At 72.1% G+C, this 13215-nt stretch carries 14 protein-coding genes; 8 read left to right on the top strand and 6 right to left on the bottom strand.

The window, feature by feature from the left end; all coding sequences use genetic code 11:
* Window positions 1-3 precede the first annotated feature (3 nt).
* From IF47_RS0104065 to trpA, 5 genes are all read left to right on the top strand, one after another.
* A complete protein-coding gene (locus IF47_RS0104065; RefSeq protein WP_031506676.1) occupies window positions 4-246 on the top strand; it encodes an HGxxPAAW family protein in 243 nt (80 codons plus the stop codon).
* Window positions 247-475: 229 nt separating this feature from the next.
* Window positions 476-1285 (top strand): indole-3-glycerol phosphate synthase TrpC, encoded by an 810-nt coding sequence (gene trpC / locus IF47_RS0104070; RefSeq protein WP_031506677.1) that lies wholly within the window; start codon window positions 476-478, stop codon window positions 1283-1285.
* A 13-nt stretch (window positions 1286-1298) separates the two neighbouring features.
* Complete coding sequence (gene trpM, locus IF47_RS31015; protein ID WP_169745195.1) at window positions 1299-1451, top strand: tryptophan biosynthesis modulator TrpM; 153 nt, start codon at window positions 1299-1301, stop codon at window positions 1449-1451.
* 235 nt (window positions 1452-1686) lie between these two features.
* Window positions 1687-2937, top strand: coding sequence for a tryptophan synthase subunit beta (gene trpB, locus IF47_RS0104075; protein ID WP_031506678.1), 1251 nt, complete (start codon window positions 1687-1689; stop codon window positions 2935-2937).
* Complete coding sequence (trpA, locus tag IF47_RS0104080; protein WP_031506680.1) at window positions 2937-3758, top strand: tryptophan synthase subunit alpha; 822 nt, start codon at window positions 2937-2939, stop codon at window positions 3756-3758. The genes trpB and trpA overlap by 1 nt, the downstream gene beginning before the upstream one ends.
* Window positions 3759-3834: 76 nt before the next feature.
* On the opposite strand, the gene IF47_RS0104085 is transcribed toward trpA, so the two are convergent.
* The 6 genes from IF47_RS0104085 to IF47_RS0104110 all read right to left on the bottom strand — a co-directional run bounded on the left by IF47_RS0104085 (window position 3835) and on the right by IF47_RS0104110 (window position 9812).
* Window positions 3835-5316: a sodium/solute symporter gene (locus tag IF47_RS0104085; protein WP_245640988.1), complete on the bottom strand. Its 1482-nt coding sequence runs from the start codon at window positions 5314-5316 to the stop codon at window positions 3835-3837.
* Entirely contained in the window at window positions 5313-5690 is a 378-nt protein-coding gene (locus IF47_RS0104090) for a hypothetical protein (protein WP_031506683.1), read from the bottom strand. The genes IF47_RS0104085 and IF47_RS0104090 overlap by 4 nt, the downstream gene beginning before the upstream one ends.
* Window positions 5687-6469 (bottom strand): LytR/AlgR family response regulator transcription factor, encoded by a 783-nt coding sequence (locus tag IF47_RS0104095; protein WP_031506684.1) that lies wholly within the window; start codon window positions 6467-6469, stop codon window positions 5687-5689. Before IF47_RS0104095 ends, IF47_RS0104090 begins: the two co-directional genes overlap by 4 nt.
* The gene (locus IF47_RS0104100; RefSeq protein ID WP_245640989.1) at window positions 6466-7578 is read right to left on the bottom strand and encodes a sensor histidine kinase; all 1113 of its coding nucleotides are present in this window, start codon (window positions 7576-7578) and stop codon (window positions 6466-6468) included. Before IF47_RS0104100 ends, IF47_RS0104095 begins: the two co-directional genes overlap by 4 nt.
* Before the next feature lie 159 nt (window positions 7579-7737).
* Entirely contained in the window at window positions 7738-9432 is a 1695-nt protein-coding gene (locus tag IF47_RS0104105; protein ID WP_211257160.1) for a solute symporter family protein, read from the bottom strand.
* A complete protein-coding gene (locus tag IF47_RS0104110; RefSeq protein ID WP_031506689.1) occupies window positions 9429-9812 on the bottom strand; it encodes a DUF485 domain-containing protein in 384 nt (127 codons plus the stop codon). The genes IF47_RS0104105 and IF47_RS0104110 overlap by 4 nt, the downstream gene beginning before the upstream one ends.
* Window positions 9813-10066: 254 nt before the next feature.
* Between IF47_RS0104110 and IF47_RS0104115 the strand changes: the two genes are divergently transcribed.
* The 3 genes from IF47_RS0104115 (at window position 10067) to IF47_RS0104125 (ending at window position 12920) form a co-directional block, all read left to right on the top strand.
* Window positions 10067-10840, top strand: a complete 774-nt coding sequence (locus tag IF47_RS0104115; protein ID WP_031506692.1) for a DsbA family protein — start codon at window positions 10067-10069, stop codon at window positions 10838-10840.
* Between the two features lie 142 nt (window positions 10841-10982).
* Window positions 10983-11984: a prolipoprotein diacylglyceryl transferase gene (gene lgt, locus IF47_RS0104120; protein WP_051716959.1), complete on the top strand. Its 1002-nt coding sequence runs from the start codon at window positions 10983-10985 to the stop codon at window positions 11982-11984.
* A 180-nt stretch (window positions 11985-12164) separates the two neighbouring features.
* Window positions 12165-12920, top strand: coding sequence for a VIT1/CCC1 transporter family protein (locus IF47_RS0104125; protein ID WP_031506694.1), 756 nt, complete (start codon window positions 12165-12167; stop codon window positions 12918-12920).
* Window positions 12921-13215 lie beyond the last annotated feature (295 nt).

Consider the following 13215-nt stretch of genomic DNA (forward strand, 5'->3'; position numbering starts at 1 on the left):
TCAATGGCGGGCAACAACCACGGACACACTCCTGCCGCCTGGACCGGCGTCACCATCTCGTTCATCGGCTTCTGCGTCGCCTCGGTCTTCACCGTGATGGCCGAGCCGGTGGGATTCTGGGCCGGAGTGGCCATCGTCCTCCTCGGCGGCGTCGTCGGCCTGGTGATGAGCTCGATGGGCATGGGCCAGCCGCAGTACTCGCAGGGCCGGCCGACCCAGCCCAAGGAGCGGGCGCAGCAGTCGTAGTCGGGCCGCCGGGGCGGCTCGTTCGGGCGCGGTGCCGCGAGCCGGCACCGCGCTTTCCCGTATCGCGCGCCGCCACGACCGGTGACGGCGGACACTGCCCGGTATGTGGGATTCGGCCCACCGGATGCGGGTCCGCGCCCACCGGCCCGATACCATCGCAGTGCGGTGACCAGACCAGCCCCGCGCCCGGCGCAGGGACCGAGAGCCAGCCAGGAAGGGGGCCGCTCGAGTGAGTGTGCTCGACGAGATCATCGACGGGGTCCGCGCGGACCTGGCCGAGCGGCAGGCACGCGTCGGCCTCGACGAGCTCAAGGAGCGCGCGGCCAAGGCGCCCCGGGCACGCGACGGCGCGGCCGCTCTGAAGGGCGACGGCGTCAAGGTGATCTGCGAGGTCAAGCGGTCCAGCCCGTCGAAGGGCGCCCTGGCCGCCATCGCGGACCCGGCCGGGCTCGCCGCCGACTACGAGGCGGGCGGCGCGGCGGTCATCTCGGTGCTGACCGAGCAGCGGCGGTTCGGCGGTTCGCTGGCCGACCTGGAGGCCGTGCGCGCCAGGGTGGACGTCCCCGTCCTGCGCAAGGACTTCATCGTCACCTCCTACCAGTTGTGGGAGGCGCGGGCACACGGGGCGGACATCGCCCTGCTGATCGTGGCCGCCCTCGACCAGCCGGCGCTGGTGTCCCTGGTGGAGCGGGCCGAGTCGATCGGTCTCACCCCGCTGGTCGAGGTGCACGACGAGGAGGAGGTCGAACGGGCCGTGGACGCCGGTGCGAAGGTCATCGGCGTGAACGCCCGCAACCTCAAGACCCTGGAGGTGGACCGCGGCACCTTCGCCCGGGTCGCCCCCGAGATCCCCGAGGGCATCGTCAAGGTGGCCGAGTCGGGCGTGCGCGGCCCGCACGACCTGATCGCGTACGCCAACGAGGGCGCCGACGCCGTCCTCGTCGGCGAGTCGCTGGTCACCGGCAAGGACCCGAAGTCCGCCGTCGCCGACCTGGTCGCGGCGGGTGCCCACCCCGCCCTGCGGCACGGCGGGAACTGAACGGAGCCGCCCGATGTCCCTGAGCGCACGCCTCGCCCGCGGCTGCCGCCCGCGCGGCTGCCGCGCGCCCGCACGCCGGGTGCTGGGGCGGCGCGTGCGCTACCACATCGGCTGCGAGCCGGGTCAGATCAACGGACAGCGATGGTGCGCGGAGAGCGTGCGCTGAATCCGGACCTCTCCGCCGGTCTCTGACCGGCGCCGTGGACGTCCCCGGTTTCCGGACGAGAGGCCGCGGCACCACCGCGCGCCGCTCCGCGCTCCGCGCACCCCTCCGAGGCGCCGTCGCGCCCGCACCGCGGGCTCGCACCGTCGGGCCCGGCCGGAGGGGTGGGCGGCACACCGTTTCCGTTCCTTCCTGACCGATCTCTCTGGGGCACACGCCCCGACAAGGAGCATGTCGGATGTCGACCGACTTCTTCGTTCCCGACCCCGAGGGCCGGGTGCCGACCGCCGAGGGGTACTTCGGCGCGTTCGGCGGCAAGTTCATCCCGGAGGCCCTCGTCGCCGCCGTGGACGAGGTGGCGGCCGAGTACGAGAAGGCGAAGGCCGATCCGGCGTTCGCCGCCGAACTCGAGGACCTCCTCGTCAACTACACGGGCCGGCCCAGCGCCCTGACCGAGGTGCGGCGCTTCGCCGAGCACGCGGGCGGCGCCCGGGTCTTCCTCAAGCGGGAGGACCTCAACCACACCGGCTCCCACAAGATCAACAACGTGCTGGGGCAGGCGCTGCTCACCAAGCGCATGGGCAAGACCCGGGTCATCGCCGAGACCGGCGCCGGTCAGCACGGCGTCGCCACGGCCACCGCCTGCGCCCTGTTCGGCCTGGAGTGCACCATCTACATGGGCGAGATCGACACCCGGCGCCAGGCGCTCAACGTCGCCCGGATGCGCATGCTGGGCGCCGAGGTGATCCCCGTGACCTCCGGCAGCCGGACGCTGAAGGACGCCATCAACGAGGCGTTCCGCGACTGGGTCGCCAACGTGGACCACACCCACTACCTGTTCGGCACGGTCGCCGGCCCCCACCCCTTCCCGGCGCTGGTGCGCGACTTCCACCGTGTCATCGGCGTCGAGGCCAGGCGGCAGATCCTCCAGCGTGCCGGGCGACTGCCGGACGCGGTGCTGGCCTGCGTCGGCGGCGGCTCCAACGCCATCGGCCTGTTCCACGCCTTCATCCCCGACACGTCCGTCCGCCTGATCGGTCTGGAGGCCGCCGGGCACGGAGTGGACTCCGGCGAGCACGCGGCGACGCTGACCGCCGGCGAGCCGGGCATCCTCCACGGCTCGCGCTCCTACGTCCTCCAGGACGACGAGGGGCAGATCACCGAGCCGTACTCCATCTCGGCCGGCCTGGACTACCCCGGCATCGGCCCCGAACACGCCTACCTGAAGGACACCGGACGCGGCGAGTACCGCCCGGTGACCGACGACGAGGCGATGCGGGCCCTGCGCCTGCTGTCGGAGACCGAGGGCATCATCCCGGCCATCGAGAGCGCGCACGCGCTCGCCGGCGCCCTGCGGGTGGGCCGCGAACTGGGGAAGGACGCGCTGCTGCTGGTGAACCTCTCCGGACGCGGCGACAAGGACATGGACACCGCCGCCCGCTACTTCGGGCTGTACGACGGTGCGGACACCGCGAAGGGGACCGAGTGATGGCGGGACAGGCGGAACTGCTGGAGCGCGTCCTGGCGGACGCCGGAAACGAGGGACGGGCCGCGCTGGTGGGCTACCTGCCCGCCGGATTCCCCACCGTGGACGGCGGCATCGCCGCCTGCACGACCCTGCTGAAGAGCGGCTGCGACATCGTCGAGGTCGGCCTGCCGCACAGCGACCCCGTGATGGACGGACCGGTCATCCAGACCGCCGACGACATCGCCCTGCGCGGCGGCGTGCGGATCGCCGACGTGATGCGCACCGTGCGCGAGGCGCACGCCGCCACGGGAGCGCCCGTGCTGTGCATGACGTACTGGAACCCGGTGGACCGCTACGGCCCCGAACGCTTCGCCGCCGAACTGGCCGAGGCGGGCGGCGCGGGCTGCATCCTGCCCGACCTGCCGGTGGAGGAGTCCGAGGCATGGCGGAAGGCGGCCGAGCAGCACGGCCTGGCGACCGTCTTCGTGGTGGCGCCCAGCAGCCGCGACGAGCGACTGGCGAAGATCACCGCGGCGGGCAGCGGCTTCGTCTACGCCGCCTCCCTGATGGGCGTCACCGGCACCCGTGAGTCGATGGGGCAGGAGGCCGAGGAGCTGGTGGGGCGCGTCCGCGCCACCACCGACCTGCCGGTGTGCGTCGGCATCGGGGTCTCGAACGCCGACCACGCCGCCAAGGTCGCCTCCTTCGCGGACGGCGTGATCGTCGGCTCGGCCTTCGTCAAGCGTCTGCTGGAGCACACCGACGACCCGGCCGCGGGCCTGGCCGCGATCGGGGAACTCGCCGGCGAACTGGCCGAGGGCGTCCGGCGCGGAAACCGGTGAAAACCCGGTAGGAACCGGTAGAAGACGAGCAGGCCGACCCCCACCCGTCCCTGAGGCGCCCCGACACCGGGGCGTCTCAGGGCGCGTGCAGTCTCAACACGGCCCGCTCGGACCAGTCGGCCGGGGTGCCGCGCGACGACACGACGATCATGGTGAGGAAGGCCAGCGGAACGGTCCACGCCGCGGGCTGGGCGAGCAGCACCGTCAACCAGGCCGACGACGGCCGCGTGACGGCCGACAGCACAGCCGCCCCCGTCGCCGTGACCGCCCCGACGGCCAACCCGCAGGCCGCGCCCGTCACCGTCAGCCGCGTCCACCAGATGCCCAGCACCAGCAGCGGACAGAACGTGGAGGCGGCCACCGCGAACGCCCAGCCGACCACGACGTTGATGTCCAGGTGCCCGGCGGGCAGCGACAGCAGCACCGCCACGAACGCCCCCACCCCCACCGCCACCCGCAGCCTGGAGACACCCCCGCCGAACAGGTCGTGGGAGAGCCCGCCCGCCAGGGCCAGCAGCAGCCCGGAGGAGGTGGACAGGAACGCCGCGAACGCGCCGGTCGCCACCAGGGCGGTCAGCACGCTGCCCAGCAGCCCGGGCACCGCGGTCCCCGGCAGGACGACCGAGACGGTGTCGGTGGCGTTGCTGTACACCAGGTGCGGGGTGAGGACCCGCCCCAGCAGCCCGTAGACCGCCGGGAACAGGTAGAAGACGCCCAACAGGCCGATCACCACCACGGCCACCCGACGGGCGGCCCGGGCCGTGGGACTGGTGTGGAACCGCATGATCACGTGCGGCAGCCCGATCGCGCCCAGCGTCGTCGCCAACAGCACCGACCAGGTGGACAGCAACGGCAGCCCCGCCCCCTGGAGGTCGATCAGCGGACGGCTCCAGTGCTCGGAGGCGAGTTCCCCGACGTCCACCGGACGCAGCGCCTCCGCCCGGGTCTCCGCGCCGACGTACACCACCAGATAGATCGCCGGCACGGCGATGAACAGCAGCTTGACCAGATAGTGGAAGGCCTGGACGTAGGTGGCCGACCGCATCCCGCCCACCGCGATCGACGCGCTCACCACCAGCCCGGCCAACACCACCCCCACCCAGTACGGGGTGCCGCTGACCAGGTGGAGGACCATCCCGGCACCCTTGAACTGCGGCACCAGATAGAGCCACATGATCACCAGGACGATCAGCCCGCACAGCTTGCGGACCGCGGGCGAGCCCAGCCGGTACTCCGCGAAGTCCGGCACGGTGAACGCGCCCGAGCGCCGCATGGGCCCGGCCACCAGGGCGACCACGGCGACGTACCCGGCGGTGAAGCCGACCGCGTACCACATCGCGCCCAGCCCGTCCTTGAGCGTCATCCCGGCCAGCCCGAGCACCGAGGCGGCCGAGACGTACTCCCCGGCGATCGCCATGGCGTTCCAGCCGGGGGAGATGCGTCGGGAGGCGACGAGGAAGTCCGGGCTGGTCCGGGCCGCGTGGACGCCGTAGAGACCGATGGCCAGACTGGCGACCAAGACCAGACCGATCGCCGTCATGGAGGCCGCGGCGGTCACGGACCGTCTCCCCGGCCGCCCGCGGTCCGGCGTTTCTCCGCGCGCTCGGCGCGGCGCACATGACCCAGGGCGAGCAGCAGCAGCACCGGATAGGTGGCGAAGACCAGCACCAGCCAGGACACCGGCACGCCCCCAACCGAGATCCGGTCCAGCGAGGGCCACACCGCCACCGCCCCGCTGGACCCGAACAGCACCACCCCCAGCAGCGCCACGGTCCGCAGGGCGGTCCGGCGCTGCGCGGCGAACACCGCGCGGGCGGCCTCGGCGTCGGCCGGGGCGGGCAGCGGCAGCAACTGCGGGTGCCGGCGGTGGCCACGGGCCAGGGCGATACGGGTCTGCGGGCTGGTGACCTTCACCCGACGCGCGCCGCTCATCTGGCCGCCCTGCCCAACTGCCCCTTGCGCGCCGCCTCCAGCAGTTGCTCCTTCAGACCCCGCGCGTGCCGGCGGCTGACCGGCACGTCACCCGCGGGAGTGCACGCCACCAGCCCGGACGAGCTGGTGACCCGCAGGTCGTGCACCCAGCCGACGGCCACCAGATAGCCGCGGTGCACCCGCACGAAGCCGGCCGGGGCCCAGATCTCCTCCAGGTAGGACAGCGGCAGCCGGATGAGGTGGGTGCCCTGGGCGGTGTGCAGCCGTATGTAGTCGCCGTGCGCCTCCACGAACTGGACGTCGTCACGCCGCACGAACACCGTCCGGCGGCCGTGGTCGATCTGGACGACCGCCAGCTCGTCGCGGGGCTCGCTCTCCGCGCCGTCGGTCGCCGCGGCCCGCCGCGCGGCGACCACCCGGGACACCGACTCGGCCAGCCGCTCGGGCCGGATGGGCTTGAGCAGGTAGTCCACCGCGCCGATGCCGAACGCCTCGATGGCGTGGGACTCCGAGGCGGTGACGAAGACGATGGCCGGCGGGGACGAGAGCCGGCCGATCACCCGCGCCACGTCCATCCCGTCCAGACCGGGCATGGAGATGTCCAGGAAGACGGCGTCGAAGGCGTGCGCTCCCAGCGACTGGACGGCTCCGGCGCCGCTCTCGGCCGAGTGGACCTCGGCTATCTCGGGGACGTCGGTGAGGAGGTCGGCGAGCTCCTCGCGGGTGGAGGTCTCGTCCTCGACGACGAGGACCCGAAGAGCCCGTGGAGAGACGCTCATTCAGTAACCACTCCTCGCATGAATCGCGGCACCCGGATCGTCACCTTGGTGCCGTTGCCGGGTGCGGTCTCCAGGACGAGTCCGTACTCCGGCCCGTAGACGGTGCGCAGCCGCCGGTCGACGTTGGCCAGACCGACGCCCTTGGCGGGAGGACCGACTCCGGCGAGGATCGCCCGTGCGAGTTCCGGCTCCATGCCCACCCCGTCGTCCTCGATCTCGATGACGCACAGGGGGCCCTCGCCGAACCCCGAGACGCTGATGTGTCCGGGTCCGGCCTTCTTCTCCAGTCCGTGGCGCACGGCATTTTCCACTATGGGCTGGACGACGAGGAAGGGGATGGCGACGGGAAGGATCTCCGGGGCCATCCGGACGGTGATCTCCATCCGGTCGTCGAACCGGGCCCGCTGCAGCTCCAGGTAGGTCTGGGTGGCCTGGAGCTCGGCGGCGACCGTGACGTAGTCACCGGCCGTGGAGAAGCTGTAGCGCAGGTAGTCGGCGAAGTCGGTGAGCAGCCCGCGGGCGCGGCCGGGATCGGTGCGGATGTGCGCGGCGATGGCGGCCAGGGCGTTGTGCACGAAGTGCGGCGAGATCTGGGCCCGCAGGGTCCGCAGGTCCGCCGCCGCGATCCGGGCGCGGGCACTGCGCAGCTCGGTGTGGTCCAGCGCCTGGGACACCAGCTCGGCGACCTCGGCCAGCTCGTGCTCGGTCGGCCCCCTGTCGTCGGGTGCGGCGCAGGCCACCAGGCACCCCGTCAACTCGTCCGCCACCAGCAGCGGGGCGGCGCACAACGGCGGCTTGCGGAAGGTGGTGCCGTGCTCGTAGACCTGCGCGAGCACCGCGTCCAGGTCGGTGTCCGCGGGGAGCGCGCCGTGCCGGACCACGGGCCCGTCCAGGTCCGCCAGGACGACGGCGTCCACCCCCAGCAGCCGCCGGATGCGGCGGGCGGCCGAGACGGACCGGTTGCCGTGCAGCCCGTCCTGGAGATCGACGCCGATCAGCCGGACCTCGCGCAGCACACCCACGGTGGCGCGCGGGTCGACTCCGGCCGGTCCGCCACGTCCCGCCCGGCCACGTCGTCGCCGGGCGCCGAACCACGATCTTCTGGACACGGGCCGACGGTAACGCACCGAAAGGCCAGGGGGAGCCCCCCGGGCACGAGCCGGGGAGCTCCCCTGGAACCCGGTGGCGGGTCCGGCGCCATGCGTGGGGGGTCACGCCGGTGAGAAGCACCCGCCACCGGGGGTATCGCAGGGCCGCGAGGCCGTCGGTCAGTGCTGGGAGGCGCCCTCCGCACCGGCCCCGGTCAGCGCCCGGACCTGGAGTTCCGCGAAACGCCGGGGGTTGTTCTCGCCCGACATCAGCGTGCCGACGACCGCGCACAGCAGGCCGAGCGGGATGGAGACGATGCCCGGGTTCGACAGCGGGAACCAGGCGATGTCGATGCTCGGGATGAGCGCCTTCTCGGAGCCGGAGAACACCGGCGAGAAGACCACCAGGCCGACCGCGCTGACCAGACCGCCGTAGATGCCCGCGACCGCGCCCTGGGTGTTGAAACGCTTCCAGAACAGGCTGAGCAGCAGCGTCGGCAGGTTGGCCGACGCGGCGATGGCGAAGGCCAGCGCCACCAGGAACGCCACGTTCAGCCCCTGGGCGAAGATCGCCAGGATGATCGCCACGGCGCCGATGCCGAACGCCGAGAGGCGGGCGACCTTGATCTCCTCCCGCTCCGACGCCCGGCCCTTGCGCAGCACGCTGTTGTAGAAGTCGTGCGCCAGGGACGAGGAGGAGGCGATGGTCAGACCGGCCACGGTGGACAGGATGGTCGCGAAGGCCACCGCGGCGATCACCGCCAGCAGGACGGCGCCCACGGTGTCGCCGCCGACGTTCTCGCCCAGCACCTGGGCGAGCTGCGGCGCCGCGGTGTTGCCCGCCGCGTCCTGGGCGGTGATGGCCTCCTTGCCCACCAGGGCGGCGGCGCCGAAGCCGAGCACCAGGGTCAGCAGGTAGAAGGAGCCGATCAGGCCGATGCCCCAGTTGACGGACTTCCGGGCCGCCTTGGAGTCCGGCACGGTGTAGAAGCGGATCAGGATGTGCGGCAGACCGGCGGTGCCCAGCACCAGCGCGAGGCCGAGGCTGATCAGGTCCAGCTTGTTCCACAGCGTCTGCAGGGCGTCACCGGGCACCTCGACGCCGTACCGCAGGCCCGGCTCCAGGAACGACTGGCCGGCCCCGCTGGCCTGGGAGGCGTCCGACATCAGCGCGCCGAGGCTGAACCCGTACTCGGCCAGCACCATCACGGTGAGCAGCGCGGCGCCGCCCATCAGCATGACGGCCTTGACGATCTGGACCCAGGTGGTGCCCTTCATGCCGCCGAAGCTGACGTAGACGATCATCAGGATGCCCACGACGACGATGCCCATGATCTTCGCGGTGTCGGCGTCCATGCCCAGGAACGTCTCGCCCGGCTGGATGCCCAGCAACAGCGCGATCAGCGCGCCGGCGCCCACCATCTGGGCCAGCAGGTAGAAGATCGACACCACGATGGTGGAGACGGCCGCCGCGGTCCGCACCGGACGCTGCTGCATCCGGTAGGAGAGCACGTCGGCCATGGTGAACCGGCCGGAGTTGCGCAGCAGTTCGGCCACCAGCAGCAGCGCCACCAGCCAGGCGACGAGGAAGCCGATGGAGTACAGGAACCCGTCGTAGCCGAACAGCGCGATCATGCCCGCGATGCCCAGGAACGACGCGGCGGACATGTAGTCGCCGCCGATGGCGAAACCGTTCTGGATACCGGAGAAGGACCGGCCGCCGGAGTGGAAGTCGGCGGCGGTCTTGGTCTGGCGACTGGCCCAGACGGTGATGCCGAGCGTCGCGGCGATCATCACCGTGAACAGCAGCATGGTGATGACGCGGCTGCTGGAACTGGCCTCCGCGGCCAGGAGCATCCCGGAGACCTCGCTCATGCCCGTCCTCCTCGGAGCTCGTCGTGGGCGGGGGCGCCGGTCAGCTCGGCGCGCAGCTCGTCGGCGACGGGGTCGAGCCGACGGTTGGCGTAGCGGGAGTACAGGATCGCGATGCCGAAGGTGGTGACGAACTGGAGCACCCCGAAGACGAGGGCCACGTTGACGTCACCGAAGAGGACGGTGGACATCACCCCACGGGCGTAGACCGACATCACCACGTACAGCAGGTACCAGGCGAGGAACGCGATGCTCGCCGGGAAGACGAACCCGGTCAGTCTGCGCTTCAGGTCCAGGAAGCGCGGATCGCTGTGCATGGCCACCATGCGGTCCTCCGCGTCCCCGGCGGGGTCCAGGGTTTGTTGTGGACGTTCTGCGGACACTGCCGCCTCCTTCATCGACACGGCGCGATACGGCACGACGTACGGGAGCGGAACAAGGAATGCCGGGAACGTAAGGTGCGTCACACTCGGGGTGAAGACGCAGTTCCCGGCGTGCGGCGAACGCCGCATGCGCGCGCCGAACGGTGGGCCGTCGTGCGCCGACCGGTCGATATCCGCGACAAGCGGTCACACCTTCGAGCGAAACGACGGCGGCGGGCACACGGTGGGGCGGTCCCGGCTCGTTGGAGCGGGGTGTGACGAACCAGAAGAACCGGAACGCCCCCGAGGAGAAGCGCGACGCGCGCGAACGGCTGCGCCGGCGGCGGGAGAGGGAGAAGGCGGCCGAGAAGCGCGCCAAGGCGCTGAAGACGGCGGTCGCCGTGCTCGCCGTGCTCGGTGTGGTGGGGCTGGTCGGCGCCGTGGCGGCCAACCGGGTCGGCGCCGGCGGCACCGGTGGCGCCGGCGGGGACGTCAGGGCCGAGCCGATCGTCGACGGCGACCCGAGGGCGCCGGTCACGCTCACCGTCTACGAGGACTTCCGCTGCCCGGGGTGCGGCCACTTCGAGAACGGCTTCCGCGAGACCGTCCGCCGACTCCAGGACACCGGGAGGATGAAGGTGGAGTACCACCTGGTCACCATCATCGACGGCAACGTGGGCGGTCGTGGCTCGACGTACGCCGCCAACGCCGCCGCCTGCGCACGCGACCGGGGAAGGTTCCGGGAGTACCACGGCGCCCTCTTCGCCCACCAGCCCGAGGAGGTCGACGACGCCTTCGGCGACAAGGACCGGCTCCTGGAACTGGCGGAGGGGATCGAGGGCCTGAGCGGACCGGAGTTCACCCGCTGCGTGCGCGAGGAGGAGCACCGGGAGTGGGTCGAGCGCTCCACCGAGGCGTTCCTCCGCTCGGGCCACGACTCCACGCCCACCGTCCTGTTGAACGGCGAGGACCTCCACGGCGACCCGAGCGCCCCGCTGACCCCCGAGAAACTGGAGGAGAAGGTCGAGGCGGCGGCCCGGAAGGCGTGAGCCGCCCCCGGTGCGCGGCCCTCCGCGGGTCCGCGCGAACCGGCCGTACGGGCGGGCGGGGCGCGCCGCCCGGGTGCGTTACGGACCCGTTGCCGGGCGGGCTGCCGCCCACCGAGCCCGGCACGGTAGCGTTCGTGGGGCCATGGACATCCTTGCCTACATCCCCAGCCCATCGTCCGGCGAGATCCTCCTCGGACCGATCCCGCTGCGGGGCTACGCGTTCTGCATCATCCTCGGCGTGTTCGTCGCCGTCTGGCTCGGCGGGAAGCGCTGGATCGCCCGTGGCGGACAGCCCGGAACGGTCGCCGACATCGCCGTGTGGGCGGTGCCGTTCGGCCTGGTCGGCGGCCGCCTGTACCACGTCGTCACCGACTACCAGCTCTACTTCGGCGAGGGCCGGAACTGGGTCGACGCCTTCAAGATCTGGGAAGGCGGCCTCGGCATCTGGGGGGCGATCGCGCTCGGCGCGGTGGGCGCCTGGATCGGCTGTCGCAGGCGGGGCATCCCCCTGCCCGCGTACGCGGACGCCATCGCGCCCGGCATCGCGCTGGCCCAGGCCATCGGCCGCTGGGGCAACTGGTTCAACCAGGAGCTGTTCGGACGCCCCACCGACCTGCCGTGGGCCGTCAGGATCGACCTGGAGAACCGTCCCCCCGAGAGCCTCGACCTGGCCACGTACCACCCCACCTTCCTGTACGAGTCGCTGTGGTGCGTGGGCGTCGCCCTGCTGGTGATCTGGGCGGACCGCCGCTTCCGCCTGGGCCACGGCCGGGCGTTCGCCCTGTACGTCGCGGCGTACACGGTGGGCCGCTTCTGGATCGAGTACATGCGGGTGGACGAGGCCCACGAGCTCTGGGGCCTGCGCCTGAACAACTGGACCTCGATCGTGGTCTTCCTGGGCGCGGTGGCCTACATCGTGATCTCCGCCAGGCTCCGTCCGGGCCGCGAGGACGTGGTGGAGCCGAGGGAGGAGCAGGCCGTCGGGAGCGAGGCCGAGGGCGAGGACGGGAAGGAAGCCGACACCGACTCCGATTCCGCCGCCGACGCTTCCCGGAAGGGCGAGGGCGTCGAGCAGGACCGGTCCACGGGGGACCCGGGAAACCCGGGAAACGGTGACGGAAAGCCCGCGTCCACCGGGCGCTGAGCACCTCGCCACGGCCCCGGCCCGCTTGCGCGGTGCCGGGGCCGTTCGCCGTCCTGTGGGAAAAGCCGCAGGTCAGCGAGGTAAGTACGGCCTTCCTTGCTGGCACGCGCCGATCTTCGAGCGTACGGTCGAGGAGGTCCGGCCGAAATCGGGGAGCCGGCGCGAGGAGGGATGGAGCGCATGTCGTCCAGGGCCGGAGACGAGACCGAGATCACGCTGCGGCCCGGAGCGCCGAACTCGGCACACTCTCCGAACCACACCCACCGCGACGTCAGCGGCGGCTGGCTGCGCCCGGCCGTCTTCGGGGCCATGGACGGACTGGTCTCCAACCTGGCCCTGATAACGGGCGTCGCGGGCGGTGACGTGGCGCGACAGGTGATCGTCATCACCGGTCTGGCCGGACTCGCCTCCGGCGCGTTCTCCATGGCCGCCGGCGAGTACACCTCGGTGGCCTCCCAGCGTGATCTGGTCCTGGCCGAGCTGGAGGTCGAGCGGCGCGAGCTGAAGCACAACCCCGAGACGGAACGGCGCGAGCTGGTCGCGCTGTACCAGGGACGGGGGCTGCCGCGCGAACTCGCCGAGGAGGTCGCCGAGCACCTGTCCAGGGACCCGGAGCGGGCGCTGGAGATCCACGCCCGCGAGGAGCTGGGCGTGGACCCGGGGGAGCTGCCGTCCCCGATGCTCGCCGCCGTCTCCTCCTTCGGCTCCTTCGCGGTGGGCGCCCTGCTGCCCGTCCTGCCCTACCTGCTGGGGGCCACCGCGCTGTGGCCCGCCGTGGTGGTCGCCCTGCTGGGGCTCTTCCTGTGCGGCGCGGTCGTGGCCAAGGTGACCGCGCGCCCGTGGTGGTACAGCGGGCTGCGGCAACTCCTCCTGGGTGGCGCGGCGGCGGCCGTCACCTACGGCCTCGGCACCCTGTTCGGGGTGGCCGTGGGATGACGAGGGCCGCGTGGCCCACGGCGGCGCCGGTGTGATCCGTTCCACTCCTCAGTGGACGATTTCCTTGTTACCCGGCGGTTTCGGGCGTGTCACCGAGGGGCATGAGTCCGGAGCGCTTCCGGCAGTGCCGCCGACGCGACCCCCACCCCCTCACGGTCTCGTGACCGTACGTGTGGGCCCCATCCCTCACGGTGTCCACATGGTGGACCGAAGTGTCCGCGCTTCGGGAGAAACGCCATCATGTAGCCTGCACGAACTTCTGTACGCAGAGGGCCAACGTCGTCCCTCGGCACCT

Source organism: Streptomyces megasporus (assembly GCF_000718985.1).
GTDB lineage: Bacteria > Actinomycetota > Actinomycetes > Streptomycetales > Streptomycetaceae > Streptomyces > Streptomyces megasporus.